Source organism: Hydrogenophaga sp., from assembly GCF_030656115.1.
GTDB lineage: Bacteria > Pseudomonadota > Gammaproteobacteria > Burkholderiales > Burkholderiaceae_C > Hydrogenophaga.
In genome coordinates this window covers 26,541-44,079 of sequence record NZ_JAUSOO010000129.1, presented here as the reverse complement: position 1 = coordinate 44,079, position 17,539 = coordinate 26,541, and the positions used below count along the sequence as shown (strand labels likewise).

At 62.6% G+C, this 17,539-nt stretch carries 14 protein-coding genes; 7 read left to right on the top strand and 7 right to left on the bottom strand.

Features of this window, described 5'->3' with window-relative positions:
- Positions 1-18: 18 nt before the first annotated feature.
- From cas3f to Q7J58_RS16315, 3 genes are all read right to left on the bottom strand, one after another.
- The gene (gene cas3f, locus Q7J58_RS16325; RefSeq protein ID WP_304830334.1) at positions 19-3,420 is read right to left on the bottom strand and encodes a type I-F CRISPR-associated helicase Cas3f; all 3,402 of its coding nucleotides are present in this window, start codon (positions 3,418-3,420) and stop codon (positions 19-21) included.
- The gene (gene cas1f / locus Q7J58_RS16320) at positions 3,417-4,427 is read right to left on the bottom strand and encodes a type I-F CRISPR-associated endonuclease Cas1f (protein WP_304830332.1); all 1,011 of its coding nucleotides are present in this window, start codon (positions 4,425-4,427) and stop codon (positions 3,417-3,419) included. Before cas1f ends, cas3f begins: the two co-directional genes overlap by 4 nt.
- Positions 4,428-4,973: 546 nt before the next feature.
- Positions 4,974-5,861: a prenyltransferase gene (locus Q7J58_RS16315; RefSeq protein ID WP_304830330.1), complete on the bottom strand. Its 888-nt coding sequence runs from the start codon at positions 5,859-5,861 to the stop codon at positions 4,974-4,976.
- Positions 5,862-6,219: 358 nt separating this feature from the next.
- Between Q7J58_RS16315 and minC the strand changes: the two genes are divergently transcribed.
- From minC to minE, 3 genes are read left to right on the top strand one after another with little or no spacing between them, the layout of a single operon-like run.
- The gene (minC, locus tag Q7J58_RS16310; protein ID WP_304830328.1) at positions 6,220-6,984 is read left to right on the top strand and encodes a septum site-determining protein MinC; all 765 of its coding nucleotides are present in this window, start codon (positions 6,220-6,222) and stop codon (positions 6,982-6,984) included.
- A gap of 58 nt (positions 6,985-7,042) precedes the next feature.
- Complete coding sequence (minD, locus tag Q7J58_RS16305; RefSeq protein WP_304830326.1) at positions 7,043-7,858, top strand: septum site-determining protein MinD; 816 nt, start codon at positions 7,043-7,045, stop codon at positions 7,856-7,858.
- 3 nt (positions 7,859-7,861) lie between these two features.
- Positions 7,862-8,122 (top strand): cell division topological specificity factor MinE, encoded by a 261-nt coding sequence (minE, locus tag Q7J58_RS16300; RefSeq protein ID WP_304830324.1) that lies wholly within the window; start codon positions 7,862-7,864, stop codon positions 8,120-8,122.
- 143 nt (positions 8,123-8,265) lie between these two features.
- Here minE and Q7J58_RS16295 read toward each other — a convergent pair whose 3' ends face one another.
- The gene (locus Q7J58_RS16295; RefSeq protein WP_304830322.1) at positions 8,266-8,640 is read right to left on the bottom strand and encodes an RNA-binding protein; all 375 of its coding nucleotides are present in this window, start codon (positions 8,638-8,640) and stop codon (positions 8,266-8,268) included.
- Positions 8,641-9,419: 779 nt separating this feature from the next.
- On the opposite strand from Q7J58_RS16295, the gene Q7J58_RS16290 reads away from it, so the two are divergent.
- From Q7J58_RS16290 to Q7J58_RS16280, 3 genes are all read left to right on the top strand, one after another.
- On the top strand, positions 9,420-10,949 hold the full coding sequence (locus Q7J58_RS16290; protein ID WP_304830320.1) for a PAS domain S-box protein: 1,530 nt from the start codon (positions 9,420-9,422) through the stop codon (positions 10,947-10,949).
- A 9-nt stretch (positions 10,950-10,958) separates the two neighbouring features.
- Positions 10,959-12,356: a sigma 54-interacting transcriptional regulator gene (locus tag Q7J58_RS16285; RefSeq protein WP_304830319.1), complete on the top strand. Its 1,398-nt coding sequence runs from the start codon at positions 10,959-10,961 to the stop codon at positions 12,354-12,356.
- Between the two features lie 175 nt (positions 12,357-12,531).
- On the top strand, positions 12,532-13,644 hold the full coding sequence (locus Q7J58_RS16280) for a prolyl oligopeptidase family serine peptidase (protein ID WP_304830317.1): 1,113 nt from the start codon (positions 12,532-12,534) through the stop codon (positions 13,642-13,644).
- 105 nt (positions 13,645-13,749) lie between these two features.
- Here Q7J58_RS16280 and Q7J58_RS16275 read toward each other — a convergent pair whose 3' ends face one another.
- The 3 genes from Q7J58_RS16275 to Q7J58_RS16265 form a co-directional block, all read right to left on the bottom strand.
- The gene (locus Q7J58_RS16275) at positions 13,750-14,517 is read right to left on the bottom strand and encodes a hypothetical protein (protein WP_304830315.1); all 768 of its coding nucleotides are present in this window, start codon (positions 14,515-14,517) and stop codon (positions 13,750-13,752) included.
- Between the two features lie 175 nt (positions 14,518-14,692).
- A complete protein-coding gene (locus Q7J58_RS16270; protein WP_304830313.1) occupies positions 14,693-15,094 on the bottom strand; it encodes a ribbon-helix-helix domain-containing protein in 402 nt (133 codons plus the stop codon).
- 77 nt (positions 15,095-15,171) lie between these two features.
- The gene (locus Q7J58_RS16265) at positions 15,172-15,750 is read right to left on the bottom strand and encodes a DJ-1/PfpI family protein (protein WP_304830311.1); all 579 of its coding nucleotides are present in this window, start codon (positions 15,748-15,750) and stop codon (positions 15,172-15,174) included.
- A gap of 239 nt (positions 15,751-15,989) precedes the next feature.
- Here Q7J58_RS16265 and boxB point away from each other — a divergent pair, with 239 nt between their 5' ends.
- Positions 15,990-17,483 carry a benzoyl-CoA 2,3-epoxidase subunit BoxB gene (gene boxB, locus Q7J58_RS16260; RefSeq protein ID WP_304830309.1) on the top strand — a complete coding sequence of 498 codons (1,494 nt, stop codon included), beginning with the start codon at positions 15,990-15,992 and terminating at the stop codon, positions 17,481-17,483.
- Positions 17,484-17,539 lie beyond the last annotated feature (56 nt).

Here is a 17,539-nt window from a genome sequence, read left to right as displayed (position 1 = left end):
TCGGGCGGCCGAAGCCGCTCACGACGGCACCTTGCTGAACCCCAAAGCCGGGTGAAACCGCCAGGGCCTGGCTTCACCCGGGGCGTACACCGGTAAGGTGACCGTGCCGAAGCGTTTGGCGCATTTGGTCAAGTCCATGGCATCCATGTCAGACGCCAATTGCGACAGGGCCTGCATGTAGTCGGTTTCTGCCCAAGGGCTGATGCGTTCGCCTTGCACTTGGCTGTCGGGAATGCGGACAACCCTTTGCTCTGCCGAAACCCACATTTCTTCGCCCCGGCGGCCCTGGGGGTTGTCGCGGCGCTCCATCACGCGGAAATCGTCTTCGTTGTCCTCGTCGGGCAACAGCACGAGTTCGATGTCGTCGTGGTTGTCCTGGCGAAAGGCTTGCTGCCGCGGAATCACGCCGGTCAACAGCGCCACGTCGGGCGGCAGGCTCCACCAGCTGGCGGCGTTGAGTTCGGCCGCCGGGTGCGCCAGCATGGTGTGTTGCATGCGGGCGTGTTCCAGATCGACCAGCGATTGGCGGGCGTTCAGGCTGGGGCGGGCCAGCAGGCGCGGGATCGCGGTGATGGGCATGCTCTGGGTTTTGGCATCCAGCTCCTGAGCCAGCAACTGTTCCATGGCGTGCGTGCTCAGCGGGAACTGCCTGCTCTCGAAGCCGGGCTGGCAAAAGGCGATGTTTTCAACGCCCCTGTTTTTGAAGTACCGCAGGTTGCTTTGGAACACCCGCACATTGGGCGCGGTGACGGCACCCTTGCGGTGGCGGCGCACGCGCCCGGCCAGTTGGATGAGCGAGCGCATGGACGAGGGCTCCACCACCGCCCAGTCGTAATCGTGGTCGCGGCCCACTTCGGTCACGGGAGAGCCCAGCACGATGAACACATGGTCGGGCTCGGGGTGGGCATCCAGGCGCTGGCGGATGTCGGGCAGGCTGAACACGGGGTCGCTGCCGTCGGGCCGAGGACGGCGGTTGAGGGCTTGATCGAGCCGCTTTTCAATGTCGGAGCGGATGAACAGCGGGTATTGCGAGTGGTACACGCACATATGCACGCGCAACCCGGCGGGCCATTCGGTGGCGGCGTACAGCGCCAGCGCCACGCTGACCAGTGGCTCGATGTTGGCCATGCGCACCAGCCCGAAACTGACGCGCTTGCCGCTGACAGGATCGGGGTTGTGGTGCCTGCCGTGCAGCGCCGCCGCCAGGGAGATGATCCGCGCGGCAAACAGGCTGGCGTGGGTGGGGTTGCCCTGGGCCTTGCCTTTGGGGAGGCTCAAGGCGGCGAGTTGGGCGATGCGCCGCACTTCTGCGCCCTTCAAGCGGCCTGCACGGCTTTGTGCAAAAGCGGTGTGCGCTGCTGAAAACGCTTCGCCATCGGCGCAGTCGCTGTGTTCGCGGTTGAATTCGTCCACCCACAGGCAGCACACCTGGGGTGCCGCGCCGGGCGCATTCCCCCGGTTGCGCTGGTGGTGCGCACGGCCATGGCGGTAGGCATCGAACAGGCCGCGCACCAGATCTGGCGGCAACGTGGCCGATGACAGCAGCACGCGAGCGCCCAGCAGCCCGGCCCAATGCACCAGCCGGGTGAGGGCAGGCAGGTCGGCCATGTCGAAGTCGTCGGGTTCGTCCAGCACCAGGTCCCCGCTCATGAGGCGCAGCATGGGGGCAATCTGGCGGCCGCCGCGCTGGCTTTCGGTGGCCGGGGTCAGGTGGTCGATGGTGCAGACCAACAATGGCGCGGCCAGCAGTTTGCTGATGGCGGGATCGTGCTGGATTTTCTTCAGCAACACATGACCGTCGGTGTTGCCCTCAAACACGACATCGCCCTCTTCGTCGAACAGGCTTTGTACCGATGCCGATCCGGTTTTTTCGGCTTCTCGTTCGTGGTGCTCGAACAGCGCCCGGCTGGCGCTACCGCCCACGCGGATGGCCAGTTCGTCGTCTCCCAGACCCAGCAGGTTTTTGAACGAACGCCCGGTTTGCAGCGTGAGGGTGCGCAACCCCATGGCAAAGGCGCAGCGCATGCCCTGTGTGGGGTCGGCCAGGGCGTACATGATGCGGGCGTTGGCCAGGGTTTTGCCGCAGCCGGTGGACGCCAGGTTGACGATGAAGGCGCCCTGGGTATGGGCCCGCTCGCGCACGCTGGCGGCCAGGTCGGCGGCCTTGTCTTGCCACCGAAAGTGTTCGTGTGCGGCCCGTTTTTTGAGGGCTTTGCAATCGCCCAGGCCGGGCAAGTGGTGCTCAAAGCCGGGCAAGGCGTGGGCAATTTCGCTGCTGTGGCGGGCCACGCCCAGCAGGTGTTCATCCAGCTGCTGATTGGGCTTGCCCGAGGGTCTGAGGGTGTTGGCATACACGGCAAAACCTTGTTGCCCTTGCACACGCCCGGCTGCGGGCTGGCCTTTGCCGTCCAGCCCCAGGCTGGAATAGTGGTGGTCGGCCAGCATCAGGCACAGGCGCGACACATGCATCACGTAGGGGTTCGACAGCCACGCGCCTTTGTCGGGTTGCTGGCACAGGGTCAGCAAGCGCTGGGCCAGGCGGGCGGCACGTTTGCGCCACAGCGCGGTGGTGGTGGGCAAATGGGCCGGTTCAATGTCCCAATACAGGGCGGTGTTGCCAGGATGGGTTGCTGTGTCGCCGCCAGAGCCACTCTCGTTCCAGTCGGCACGGATGCGTTGCAGCGCTGTGCGCAGGGTGGCCGCATTCTCTTTTGCATCTTCACCGTGAGGCGGTGGAACGGGCAGGCGGTGGTGTGTGACAACCAGCCAGCCCACGGCCTGGGCCAGTGGCGCGTGGGCCAGGCTGGCAAAGGGGGCGGGCACAGGGTCGTCCATGCCATCGCGGTGCAAACGCCCCCCTGGCCAGTCCAGCCAGGCAGCATCGTCATCAGCCGTGGGGTTGGCCAGCCGGGCCAGCCAGGTGGCATCGTCGTCGTGGCCGACAAAAGCTTCAAACAGCCGCAGCGACACCCATTCGTGCCGGACTTGGTTGCGCTCGGTCAAGTCACCACGCAGCCGCATCTGAAAAGCGCGGCTGGCTTTGCCCAGGTCGTGCAGCAGCGCGGCCAACCCGGCCAGCAGGTGGATGTCCTGGCCGGTGTGCCAGTCGTTTTCATCGTTGCCGCGCAGGATGTTGCGCTGTGTGGTGTTGGTGGGCACCGCGCCATGCGCGTTGAAGCGTTTGCGGTCGCCCACCACCCAGACCAGTTCGGAATGGTCCAGGCCGCGTATCCAGTGGCAGGCCACGGCGGTGTTCTTGCGCGCGGTCTTGCGCAGCAGGCGACGCAGCGTGTCCAGTCCGTCTTGCGTGATCGGGGTTTGCCAGGTGCGGTCGCCGCGCCGCTCGGCAAACTGGTCCAGGATGCGCCGGGTTTCGGTCAGCGCGCGTTTGTCGCATTGCGAAATGATCAGCACGTTCACAGCGGTGAGCCCTCTGTGGGGGCTGATGCTTGTTGCGCCTGGCGCCCCAGAGCGAGCGCTGTCGCTTTGAGGGTGTCGATCATGAAGTCGAGTGCTTCGGTGCGGGTCAGCGCTTCAATGCAGGCTTGGCGGAATTCCTGTTCGCTGTGGCCCTTCATGGCCGAGATGAACGCCTGCGGCAAGATGAGCGCATCCTTGATCAGGTCTGCCACATCAAACACCAACCCGCCGCGCCGGGTTTTGCCGTGCAACACCGCAAGCCCATGCGGTATGCCCAGCACCCAGGTGGCGGTGGCGCCCAATCCGTAGGCCAGGTAGTTGCCGTGGTCCAGAAACTGGTTGGCCGCGTCGGTGCTGTCGCCGCGTTTGGATCGGGTGAACTCGCCATAAGACGTGGCCCGACAAGCCAGTTTGTAAAGCTGCTTGGTCAGACGCGCTTCTTCGGTCATCAGGTTCGTGTGATCGACCGCGCGGTCCATGTTGGCGGCGGCCGAAACCAGCAGCGCATCCAAGGCGTCGGCATCGACATGGAAACCCTGTTCTTTCAAGACACGGCTGCTGCCCCAGTGCTGACGCAGGCGGGTGAGCCGCGCCTGCTGAAAAGACTTGGCTGCGGCCAGCCTCAGCGCATCGTCAAACCAGAAGCGCACCCAGTGCTGCAGGTATTCGGTGGGTCGGTATTCGCTTTGTGGCGGTATCCAGGCCACCTCAAGCACCTGTTCCATGCCCGCAAACAACGGCGTGCCACCGCCGCCGCAAAAACCCAGCATCACGCCAGCCTTGGCCAGCTCGCGCACCGCGGCTTGGGTGATGGAAGTGCCGGTGCCCAGCAGCACCGTTGTGGTGTTGGCGATGGGAATGTTCCAGTACAGCGACTGTTTCCCTTCTTCGGTGACGTATTCGACGCGGCCACCGTTGACCAGCACCCTGCAGTGTTCTAGGTAGTAAAGGTTGGCACGTTTTGAGTGCAGGATGGTTTTGAGATCACCGGCGTGTATCGAGTCCAAAGACAAACTCCCTGGTTGCTGTTGATTTGTCGTGGCCTTGTGCCTGTTCTGGTGAGTGAACAGGACGGACTTGAGCGCACAAACCCAGTTTAGGTGCGCAACGAAGCCGTGTGGTTCTCTTTGCCGTGGTTCGCGTGCGACAAGCCGCGAAAAACGCACGGCGGAACCGCGGAGGTTTTTTTAAAACCGCCCCCAAAACCGCTGATCGCGGTTCAGGACGGCGCAAAAACAGGGGGTTTCGGTTCCCGCTTTCTATCTCTCTATAGCTTTAATACAAATTAGTAGCAGTAGTAGAGGGGCCCTTTTTGTGTGGACAAGCCGATTTTTTCCAGTGCTGACAAGCACTTGGGTCCTGCAAAAGCCTGTGCAGAGGGCCCTGTTACCCGGCGACAGAAACGGGGACAACTCGAGATGCAGCCGTTCTTCTGTGGATAAGTGTGTGGTTATTAAAAAGTTATTCACAGTGTTGTGATTAACTGAAGCCGGGGGTGGCTGTAGTGCCGTCGCTTCCACAGGCCACAAGGAAAACGCCCAGCCGCGGGGGGATCAGTGCAACCTGGCCAGTTGGGCAAACCCTGCGGCCAGACCCAGGCCGTGCAGCAGCACCGCTGCCACGCTGAGCACCAGCGCTGGTTTGAGCCGTGCTGGCTGGCGCACATACCAGGCCAGCCAGGCAACCGCTGCCAGCGAAAACGGCAACGAGACCAGCCCCCACAGGGCTTGGGTGGGAGGGACCAAAAGCCAGACCCCAGCCACCAGCCACAGGTGCGCGCCCAGCACCAGCACCGCGTACAAGGCGCAGGCGCGCACCGGCCCCAGACGCACCACCAGGGTGCGTTTGCCCACCTGCGCGTCGGCATCGGCGTCCGGAAATCCGTTGATCAGCAACAGCGCGGCCACCAACTGTGCAAAACCCAGTGCCACCCAGGCGGGTATGGGGAAAAAGTGGAGCCGCTGCACATAGTCGGCGCCCACCACCACCAAAAACCAGACCAGGGCAACGGTCAGTTCACCCAAGCCGCGCGACACCAGTTTCAGTGGGGGCGCCGAATACGCCCAGGCCAGCGCCAGCCCCACCATGCCCAGCAGCAACACACCACCGCCGGCCTTCACCGCCAGCAGCAGGCCGCCCGGCACCAAAAAAACCAGCAGCGCGGTGGCCAATTCGGCGGTTTGCCGTTCGCTCACCACGCCGGTTTGTATCAAGCGGGAGCCACCCGTGAACGGGAAAATGCCTTGTTGGTTGGCCGCGTCGGCGCCGTTGCGCGCGTCGTGCAGGTCGTTCAGCACATTGCCGGCCGCATGTGCCAGCACCGCCAACGCGGTGGCGCCCAGTGCCAGCGGCACGTCCAGTCCGCAACCGCACGCTGCCGCGGTTGCAGTGCCCAGCACGCAAGCCACCACGGTCAGCAGCAAGAACGCTGGTCGGGTCATGCGCAGCCACACCAGTGCCTGCCGCCATCCCCGCGAGACGCCGGGGGCTGTTGACGGTGGGTGTTCGGGTGGACACCCAGGCTGCGTGTCGGTCAATGGTTGGGATTGAGTTTTCATGCGGTTATCAGTATGCGGCGGTGAGGCTCGGCCTGTCTTGTCCAATCGCAAGCCGATTCAGCAAGGCTGTGCCAAGACGGGTCTGAAAACGCCTATGGGGGAACACACTTGGGTACAAGTCCTTGGCGCTGGTACCGTTGCCCGCTGTTAAGATGCCGTGGCTGGTGGCGGGCTTGAAAGGGATTCGCGTCCGTTGCTTTTTCCCTTGTCGTCCTCGGTTTTTGAGTCTGTTGCCCCACCCATGTCCGTTGCCCTCGCTGCCAACGCGCCCACCACCTTCGAGATCAAGAGCGCCAACTTGCCTTTGGTGGCCCTCTTGCTCAAATCTGCTGATCTGGCCCGTCTCAGCACAGAATTTGCGAAGCAATTTGGGGGCGTACCCGATTTTTTTGACCACGATGCGCTGGTCATTGATCTTTTTTCCCTGCAAACCGTTGAGCCCGGTGCCAACCTCGATTTTGTGGCACTGATGCAGATGCTGCGCCAGTACCGGCTGACACCGTTGGCTGTGCGGGGTGGCGACGAAGCACAAATGGCCCAGGCCATGGCCGCCGGTCTGATTTCTGCCCCCGACGCTACGCTGCACCGCGGGCCAGCGACTCCTGCGGCCAGTGAGGCGGCACCCGTTGCGCAACCAACGGTGGCACCTCCGCCAGCGGCTGGGGCCCTGGTCATTGACAAACCGCTTCGTTCGGGCCAGCAAGTCTATGCCCGCGGGCGCGACCTGGTGTTGATGGCCATGGTCAATCCCGGTGCTGAAATCATGGCCGACGGTCACATCCATGTTTACGCACCGCTGCGCGGCAAGGCCATTGCAGGGGCCCGCGGCAACACCGAAGCCCGCATTTTTGCCCTCAATATGGCGCCCGAACTGGTTTCGGTGGCGGGTATTTACCGCACCAGCGAAGTCCCTTTTCCCAATGCGGTGCTGGGCAAACCAGCCCAAGTGCGCCTGGTCATTGGGGAGGACGGAGAAAAGCTTGTGATTGACCCTTTGTCTGTGTGATGCCGCAGTCCATCCGATGGGCACCACACACTACCGTGCTTCTGAAAGAATTTCCTTCATGACCAAAATTGTTGTTGTTACCTCCGGCAAAGGCGGTGTCGGCAAAACCACCACCAGCGCCAGCTTTTCTACCGGACTCGCGCTGCGCGGCCACAAGACGGCTGTGATCGATTTCGATGTTGGTTTGCGCAACCTTGACCTGGTCATGGGCTGTGAACGCCGTGTGGTCTACGATCTGATCAATGTCATCCATGGTGAAGCCAATCTGAACCAGGCGCTCATCAAAGACAAGCAGTGCGAGAACCTCTTTGTGCTGGCTGCCAGCCAGACGCGCGACAAAGACGCGTTGAACCAGGAAGGTGTTCACAACGTATTGATCGACCTGGCCGCCATGGGTTTTGAGTACATCGTGTGCGACTCGCCAGCCGGCATTGAAACCGGTGCGCTCATGGCCATGCACTACGCCGATGAAGCGCTCATTGTGACCAACCCCGAAGTTTCCAGCGTGCGCGACTCCGACCGCATTCTGGGCATGCTGGGCAGCAAGACGCAGCGCGCCATAGAGGGCAAAGAGCCCATCAAGGAGCATCTGCTGATCACGCGCTACAACCCCACGCGTGTGGCTGAAGGGCAGATGCTCTCGCTGGAAGATATTCAAGACATTTTGCGCATCAAACTTATCGGTGTCATTCCCGAGAGCGAAAGTGTGCTGACCGCGTCCAACCAGGGCACACCAGCCATCCACCTCAAGGGCACCGACGTGGCCGAGGCGTACACCGACGTGGTTGATCGCTTTCTGGGCACCGACAAGCCACTGCGCTTCATCGAAGCTGAAAAAGCCAGCTTCCTCAAGCGCATGTTCGGAAGGAAGTAAGGTATGTCGCTCCTGTCATTCCTGCTAGGCGAAAAAAAGAAAACCGCCAGTGTCGCCAAAGAGCGGCTTCAGATCATCTTGGCGCATGAGCGCGGTGGGCGAAAGACAGACGAACCGGATTATTTGCCTGCACTGCAGCGCGAGTTGATGGCTGTGATCAGCAAATACATCAAAATCAATCCAGAAGATATCAAGGTCATGCTGGAACGTGAAGACGATCTGGAAGTGCTTGAAGTCAAGATCGAGTTGCCCGAGCGGAAATAGCGCATTTGGTGTTTTTCAGCGCTGTGCGGTGCCAAAGCAAAAAGGCTTCAAAACCAAAGTTTTGAAGCCTTTTTACGACTCAACACCAAGTTGAGTCAAATGGGGTGCAACGGCATGGCTGCCGTTGACAGACGTTGCAGGGCTTAGTAGCCGCCGCGACCGCCACCACCACCGTAGCCGCCACCGCCGGAACGGTCGCCACCGTAACCACCACCACCACCACCGCCCGAACGGTCACCGCCGTAACCGCCGGTGCGGGGAGGACGTGCCTCCATGGGGCGTGCTTCGTTCACGGTGATGCTGCGGCCGCCGAGCGACTGGCCGTTCATGCCGTTGATGGCCGCTTGGGCCTGGGCGTCATTGCCCATTTCAACGAAACCAAAACCTTTGGAGCGACCCGTGTCGCGCTCCATCATGACTTTGGCGCTGCTGACAGATCCGAATTCGCTGAATGACTGTTGCAGGTCTTCGTCGCGAACGGTGTACGGCAGGTTGCCGACGTAAAGTTTATTGCCCATGGGGACTCCTCAAAAACACATAAAACAAAGCGATGGGGTCCCGAAAGCACAACAAACCAAAAAAGTACCGCCGTAGCGCGCGAAACTGACCGATCACCTAACCTGTGCGACCAGTGAAACTGATCGAACGTTCGGATTATGCGCCTTTAAAACCGGTCTGATGAAATTCCTTGTACATCGTTGCTGATGGGATAAAACCAAAAGCAGCAGTTGAACAACACAACATCCCGGTGGAGTTGTCCAAAGGCCGCCAGCGGGTAGGCGCTGTTGGTCACCAGCACCGCTGAAAGCCTTGGCCTTGCGACTCAGCGCCCACCCCGCACAGGCGAACGCTTGGCCCTTGGTTTGCACTTGTTCGTCTGAGCAATGCAGCAGATGGATAAAGGCTGTCTGACGCATGTGTCTCTGACGCATGTGTCGGGTGCGCAATTGGAGCCGGCTGCGGTTTCTTGGCTGTCCGCCGTTGTGGCATACAAGGGCCTCAACCGTTATCATTCAATCATTGATTGCTTGCGCCTGATGAGATCAGCGGATTTTTTCACTTCCGCTCTCACAAATGCGGCGGTTTTTCATGTTTTATGGCAAAACGGGTCGCCCGGGTGCCAAACAATCTGAAAAAGTCGTGTGGTGATAAGCCCCTCCTTTTCCACCCAGTTTGTCACCCGACAGAGCGCTGCCACACCCGAATCCGGAAAGTGGAAATAAGTCGATACCCATCAACCACTGGCTATCACATCACACGGATCTGTGAGTGAAGTTTTCGGCGCACCGGAACAGCCATGAATACACCCCCCCAAGCAGACCTGCTGGCTGAGATCGCACGGCTTCAGGCGCGCGAACAGCAGCTGAAGCATTTGCTCAACTCTGCGCGCGATGCGGTTCTGGGCATCACGGCACAAGGACGTGTGATCGAATGGAACCTGGGTGCCGAGCAGCTGCTTGGCTGGACTGCCGAACAGGCTCTGGGCCAGCCGCTGGCTGAGCTGATCATTCCGCAGGAATTCCGTGAGGCCCACACCCGTGGACTGAACCGTTACCTGGCCACCCAGCAGTCCACCATGCTCAATCGGATGATTGAGGTCGAAGCGCTCAGAAAAGACGGCACCCGCATGCCTGTTGAGCTCTCGGTCTGGCCCATCCTGTCGGATGAGGGGGTGAGTTTCGGGGCCATCTTGAGGGACATTTCCGAACGCAAACGGCTGGAGCAGCAACTGGCGGCGACGCTGCAAGAGCGTGAAACCATCTTGAACAGTTCGGTGGTGGGCATCGTTTTTCTGACGGCCGCCGGCCGGTTTCGCTGGGCCAACCCGGCCATGCTTGCCTTGTTCAGGAACGATCCGGCCCAACCCCTGCACAGCATGGAGCAGGTGTACACGAGCCGCGAGCAATATCTGCGCGTGGGGGGCGATGTGGCCGCCGCCATTGCGCGGGGCGAGGTTTACCGCGCCGAGTTGCCCATGCGCCGACTGGACAACCAGCCCATCTGGGTCTCGCTGTCGGGCCAGGCGGTCAGCCCGCGCGATCTGGGTGAAGGCACGGTATGGACGGTGCTGGACATCACCGAACGCAAGCAGGCCGAAGAGGACACCCGCCATGCGCTGGCGCAGCAAAAGGAGCTCAACGAAATGCGTGCCCGCTTCGTGGCCATGATCAGCCATGAGTTCCGCACGCCGCTGGCCACCATTTTTTCTTCGGCCGAACTGTTGGACGATTACGGCCACGACTTCCCCGAGCAAGAGCGCCATGAGGTGCTGGGTCTCATCAAAGGGGCGGTGGCCCGCATGAATGCCATGGTCGATCAGGTGTTGCTGACCAGCCAGTTTGATGCCGGCGGGTTTCGCTGTGGCCCAGCCCCGTTGCCGTTTTCGGAGCTGCTGACCCAGCTGGCGGAGGAAATGATTCGGCTCGATGCCCGCAGCCACGCTTTGCATTGCGAGTGCACCGGGCTGGAACAGCCCCGCCAGGCCGATGCCCAGCTGGTGCGGCACATCGTCACCAATCTGCTGGGAAACGCACTCAAGTATTCGACCCAAGGCAGCCAGGTGTGGCTGAGGGCACGGGCTGATGGTGAACATGTGCAGCTGGAGGTGCAAGACCAGGGCATCGGCATTCCGGCCACCGATCTGCCACGCCTGTTTGAGCGTTTTCACAGAGGGGCCAATGTGGGCAATGTGCGCGGCACGGGCATGGGCCTGCACATCGTGCAGGAGTGTGTGGCCCTGCACGCGGGCCGCATGGAAGTGATCAGCGAAGAAACCAAAGGCTCCACTTTCCGGCTGTGGCTGCACGCCCCGGTGGTGGCGACATAGAGACACAACATGGCACGCATTCTGATTGTTGATGACGATCCCGCCCTGTTGCGGCTGCTGGCGCTCAGGCTCAAGCACGAAGGCCATGAGGTCGTGCAGGCCGACAGTGCCGAAATGGCCCTGGCCCGCCTGGACCATGCTTTGCCGCAATTGCTCATCACCGATCTGCGCATGGGGGGCATGGACGGCCTTGCACTCTTTGAGCTGGTCCACAGGCGCAACCCGTTGCTGCCCGTGCTGATACTCACGGCCCATGGCAGCATTCCGGACGCGGTGCGTGCCACGCAACGCGGCGTGTTCGGTTATCTGACCAAGCCATTCGAGGCGCGTGAGCTGATGGCTGAAGTTGACAGGGCTTTGCACGCTGCCCAGGCTTTGGGCGTGGACCACGATGCCCACCCCGACCAGCAGGTACCCGCCGATGCATGGCGGGCGTCCATCATCACGCGCAGCCCGCGCATGGAGCAACTGCTGGCCGAGGCCCATCTGCTGGCCCAGAGTGATGCGTCTGTCCTGATCCACGGGGAAAGCGGAACAGGCAAGGAGTTGCTGGCGCAGGCCATCCATGCGGCCAGCCCGCGCCGCGCCCAACCCATGGTGGCGGTGAACTGCGGGGCCATTCCCGACAACCTGATCGAGTCCGAACTGTTTGGTCACACCAAAGGGGCCTTCACCGGCGCGGTCCGGGACCAGCCTGGTCTGTTTGTCAGTGCGCACCGGGGAACGCTGTTTCTGGACGAGATTGGCGATTTCCCGCTGGCCGTGCAAGTCACGCTGCTGCGGGCACTGCAAGAACGGGAAGTGCGGCCCGTGGGGGCCGGTCGGGCTGTGAAGGTGGATGTGAGGATCATTTCCGCGTCCCACAAGCGGCTGGAGGACGAGGTGGCTGCGGGCCGGTTCCGGGAAGACCTGTTCTATCGGTTGAACGTGGTGTCCCTGCATCTGCCCGCGTTGTCCGAGCGGCGCGAAGACATTGCGCCACTGGCGCTGCATTTCAGGCAAACCCTGGCCAGGCGCTACGGCAAAAACGTGACAGGTTTTGCACCGGGTGCTCTGGAACTGCTGAGCACGGCGCCCTGGGCGGGCAATGTGCGCCAGCTGCACAACGTGGTGGAGAAGTGCGTGGTGCTTTCCACCACACCGCAGGTTCCGCTGGCGCTGGTTCAGCGGGCTTTGTCGATGCAACAGGGGCCATTGGCCGAGATGCGCTCTTTTGACGAGGCCAGACGCGAATTTGAACGCGATTACCTCAGCCAGTTGCTCAAGATCACCCGGGGCAACGTGACCCAGGCTGCCCGGTTGGCCCAACGCAACCGGACCGATTTTTATGCGTTGCTGGGTCGCCATCAGATGGATCCGGCGAATTTCAAATCTGCCTCCGGAACTGTCGGTGAACACCGACAGTGAAAGTTGGTTGATTTTCAAGGGTTTTCCTGAAATGTGGCCAAAGGCTGTCGGCAAACGCCGACACCTTCCGCGCCGTCAAAACAAAAAGATCCTTGATTCATAAGGGTTTTCGGCTTGGCACACCCTGTGCAATAGAGAAGGCATCCAAACACTGTTCACGTCCACTGGAGCCTTCATGAATCCGACCATCCGCCCAACCGGCATGCTTGCCACCTCCGCAACCGCAAATCCCCGTCCCCATGCCCGCGCCTGTTCGCGCCGCCTTTTCACAGCGCTTGCCTGTGCGGTGGGCAGCCTGGCGTTGGCGGCCTGCGGCGGTGGCGACGACGAGACAGGCGGTGTGGCCACTGAGCAAGCCCAAGCGGTGAGCGCAACCAACGCACGGGCCACAGGCACCGGGCCAACCCTGATCACGCTCCATCCCACACCCGATACCAGCATCAGCGCCTATCTGGTGCGCAGCAGGGGCGTGATCTCCAAAAACGCCGCGGTGGTGTTGTTGCATGGTTGCGCCGGTCTGTGGTCCAACAGCAATCCCGACAGCCAGACCATGTCCCACATCCATCTGCGCTGGTCCAACCAGTTGGCCAATGCGGGCTACGACGTGCTGCTGGTGGACAGTTTCACCCTCCGCAACGTGGCCAACCAGTGCAACGCCACCGTCGCCAAATACCCGTCCAGTTTCGAGGGCACCGTCAGCAAAGTGAACGAGGTGACGGAGCGGGTCGAGGATGCGCTGGCTGCGCGCAATTACCTGGTTTCGCAAGGGGTGGCCCAAGCTGGCCGCGTGGCACTGCTGGGCTGGTCCAACGGTGCCACCACCGTGCTGTCTGCGCTGGAGAAGTCCCATGAAGGCACCTCCGGCTCACGCCCGTTTGCCGAAGGGTTTGCCTACTATCCCGGCTGCGGCATGGGCAATGCCTACAAAAACCAGAACACCAACCCCTGGAGTTCCACCTGGCTGCCGTATTCGCCCGTGACGATTTACCACGGCTCGCTGGATGGTCTTTACAAAGACGGCGAGTGCAACAAGCGCATCACCAACGCCATGGCGCTGGGCGCAGGCGCGGCCACCAGCAATGCGGTGGCCCTGGTGCTCAAGGATGGCGCCAAGCACAGTTTTGACCAGATTGACGTCAGCAAATCGCTGGCCGACATCAACAAAAACATTGCCGATGTCAACAAACAGTTCACCCAGGATGACATCGATGCCCAGAAAGAAACCGACTCCCTGGTGATGCAACGCCTGAATGCTTTGTTCCAGCCGGCACAACTGGCGCAGCAGTGATCAGCCCCGTTCATGCGCTCCAACACCTCGTTGAAGCGTTCGGGTTGTTCTGCCGGGTGCTGCACCAGCAACCGTATCGCGCCGGTCATCGGGTAAGGGTCGGATTCAGGGTTGCCCGGCCTGTTGCACAAAGGCCGCCATGCCGTCGAGCACGGTGCGCAAGCGCACCAACTCGCGCGAGCTATCCAGCCGGCTGGACCAGGCGGCCATGCGCGACACCCGCAACAAACGCGGCAACAGCCGGCGCAAGAAACCCGCCAGATCGGACGCGGGCTGCGCGCGCCCTGCCGAAGCCTGGCTCGCTGCGTGGTAGGCGTTGAGCACAGCCACCACCGATGGCGGCCCCAAGGCATCCAGGTAGCGGGCCAGCGACAACACCAGTTGCAACACGTCGTACATCTGCACCGTGGCCAGCGGCAGGCCCGGTTGCAGGCGTTCTTCAAAATCCAGCCGGGCAAAGTGCTGCCCATCCCAGGTCAGGTTGCGCGTCTGGGCGCCACCGTGCCACTGTCCCCGCGCATGAAACCCCGCCAAATCGGCGCTGGCCGCACACATCAGCGCCAGTCGCTCGGCCTCGGGCGTGCGGTGCAACACATGGTCCAGCGTGGGCCCGATGTCGCCCGTCTCCAGCGTGTAGCCGTCAAAACCCAGCACCGGCGGCACCCGTTCGCCCGCTGCGGCCAGCGCCCTCAGGCGCTCATGCTCAAAAGCCAGCAGTGCCGCGCCGTCCGTCTGCCGCACCGCGCGCCACGGCACCGGCACACCCACAAAGTGGGCGAACAACCAGATACCCAGCGACTTGGCAGCGCTGCGCAGCGGCCGGTCGGCGGTTTTGGTCCAGGTTTTGGCAGTGGTTGAGGTGGTGGAAGTCAAGCGCTGCATTATCGCGAAACCGCGTCAACCGCCCCTCCGGCGCGCATTTGCAACGCAGAGCGGATGCGATGAGCGAAAGTCTTTCAAGTCGTTCGTCCTACGTGATTGATTTTCATGAGTATTTCTGAACGACATTCGGACGATTTGCGGCGCGGGCGGGCCGATTACGTTGCTCTCAACCCTTGCGGCGCAGCGCCACCACCGTGCCGGACGCCGCGGGCGTCGGCAGCGCCCAGTGCGCCGGCAGCGCATGCAGCACGGCGCGCGCGTCGAGCGAGCGGATCGGCACCGCGTTGTCCATGGGGATGCGGTGATGGGCCTGCAGCGCCATGTAGCGCAGCGCGCTCACGCGCAGGAAGGACGCGAAGTTGCCGACCTCGCCGCGCGCGGCCACCAACTCGTCGTACAGCTTCTCGATCAGCGCGACCACCGCCATGCCGTCGCGCGCGCCGATCTCGGTGAGCACGTCCCAGTAAAGGTTCTCCAGCCGGATGCTGGTCACCACGCCGTGCAGCCGCACCGAGCGGGTGCGGCTGGCGTAGCTGTCGGGGTTGGCGCTGATGAAGACTTCACACATGGCAGCACTCCTGCGTTGGAGGACGATTTCGCGGACGAAGCCGCATTGTCGGCGGCTTCTGGCGCGGGTGATTCACATCAATGCGTGATCTTGGTGCCCAGCACCACCAGAAACTGTGCGATCCACGCCGGGTGGGCCGGCCAGGCGGGCGCGGTGACGAAGGGGCCGTCGGTCACGGCCTGGTCCACCGCGATGTTGGCGTAGGTGGCGCCCGCGAGCTCCACCTCCACCTGGCAGGCCGGGTAGGCCGAGATGGTGCGGCCCTGGATGTCGCCCGTGGCCGCCAGCAGCTGCGCGCCGTGGCAGACAGCGGCCACCGGCTTGCCACTGCTGGTGAAGTGTTTGACCAGCGCCATCACGCTGGTGTGCATGCGCAGGTACTCGGGGCCGCGCCCGCCGGGAATCACCAGGCCGTCGTAGCTCTCGGGCTTCACGTCGGCAAAAGTGGCATTGAGCGTGAAGCGGTGGCCGGGCTTTTCGCTGTAGGTCTGCGCACCCTCAAAGTCGTGGATGGCGGTGTGGATGAAGTCGCCGGCTTTCTTGTCGGGCGCGACGGCGTGCACCGTGTGGCCGACCGCCTGCAGCGCCTGGAACGGCACCATGGTTTCGTAGTCTTCGCAGTAATCGCCACAGATCATCAACAGCTTCTTGCCCATGCGTATCTCCTGGTGGTGGGGGGGTGTGGAGACGATTGTTGGAGCGCGCTCGGTGGCCGGGGTAACAGCCCGCTGCTGCAGGCATGGGGGTTTGCCCTGATCGGCGGCGGAGGCCCGGCGGTGATCTGAACGCCTTTTGATCTAGCGCAAATCGCTGCCTCAAATAAGCAAGATACTGCACTTAACCGTCCGTGACGACTTGCATTAAAGTGCATAAATCCCCACCCAGGAGACCCCCCATGAGCCAAGAAGACACCCTTGTCGAAGCCCCGGAATCCGTGAGCAACGACCGCTTTGTGGAAGTGAACTACGACGACGCCATTCCCAACAACGTGGACCTCTCCAGCGACCGCCAGCTGCTGCGCGCGCTGGAAAGCTGGCACCCGAACTACATCGACTGGTGGAAGGACATGGGCCCGGACGGTTTCCAGAACGCCGAGGTTTATCTGCGCACGGCCGTGGGCGTGGACCCGGCGGGCTGGGCCAAGTTCGGCTACGTCAAGATGCCCGAGTACCGCTGGGGCATCCTGCTGGCGCCGAAGGTGGAAGGCCGCACCATCCCGCACGGCAAGCACAAGGGCGAGCCGGCCTGGCAAGAGGTGCCCGGTGAGTACCGTTCGCTGCTCAAGCGCCTGATCGTGGTGCAGGGCGACACCGAGCCGGCCTCGGTCGAACAGCAGCGCCACCTGGGCGCCACGGCCCCCAGCCTGTACGACATGCGCAACCTGTTCCAGGTCAACGTGGAGGAAGGCCGCCACCTCTGGGCCATGGTCTACCTGCTGGTCAAGTACTTCGGCAAGGACGGGCGCGAGGAAGCGCAGGCCCTGCTGGAGCGCCGCAGCGGCCACCAGGACAACCCGCGCATCCTGGGCGCCTTCAACGAGAAGACACCCGACTGGCTGAGCTTCTTCATGTTCACCTACTTCACCGACCGCGACGGCAAGATGCAGCTCGCCGCGCTGGCCGAGAGCGGCTTCGACCCGCTCTCGCGCAGCTGCCGCTTCATGCTGACCGAAGAGGCGCACCACCTGTTCGTGGGTGAGACCGGCGTGGGCCGCACCATCGAGGCCACCTGCGCCGCCATGAACAAGGCCGGCATCACCGACCCGTACGACGTGGAACGCATCCGCGCCCTGGGCGTGGTCGACCTGCCGCTGCTGCAGCGCAAGGCCAACTTCCACATGAGCGTGACGCGCGACCTGTTTGGCTCGGAGATCTCCAGCAACGGCGCAGATGCCTTCAACACCGGCCTGAAGGGCCGCTTCAACGAGGCCAAGCTCACCGGCGACGACCACCAGCTGCAGGACGCCACCTACCAGGTGCAGCGCGTGGTGGACGGCCAACTGGTGTGGGAAGACGTACCGGCGCTGCGCGCCATCAACAGCCGCCTGCTGGACGACTACATCGCCGACTGCCAGGGCGGCATCGACCGCTGGAACAAGAGCATCGAGAAGGCCGGCATCCACTTCAAGATCACCCAGCCGCACAAAGGCTTCAACCGCAGGATCGGCGAGTTCGCCGGCCACCCCATCAGCCCGACCGGCGAGCTGCTGAGCGCCGAAGCCTTTGCCGCCGCGCAGGGCGAGTGGCTGCCCAACGATGCGGACATCGCCTTTATCCACTCGCTGATGACGCCCAACCACGCGCCCGGCCAGTACGCCAGCTGGATCGCCCCTCCCCGCATGGGCATCAACCAGCAGCCGGTGGACTACGAGTACGTGAAGATCGACTGATTGCAGGCCAGGGCGGCGCTGCGCGTGCAGCGCCGCCTGTGATCATCGGTTGCAGG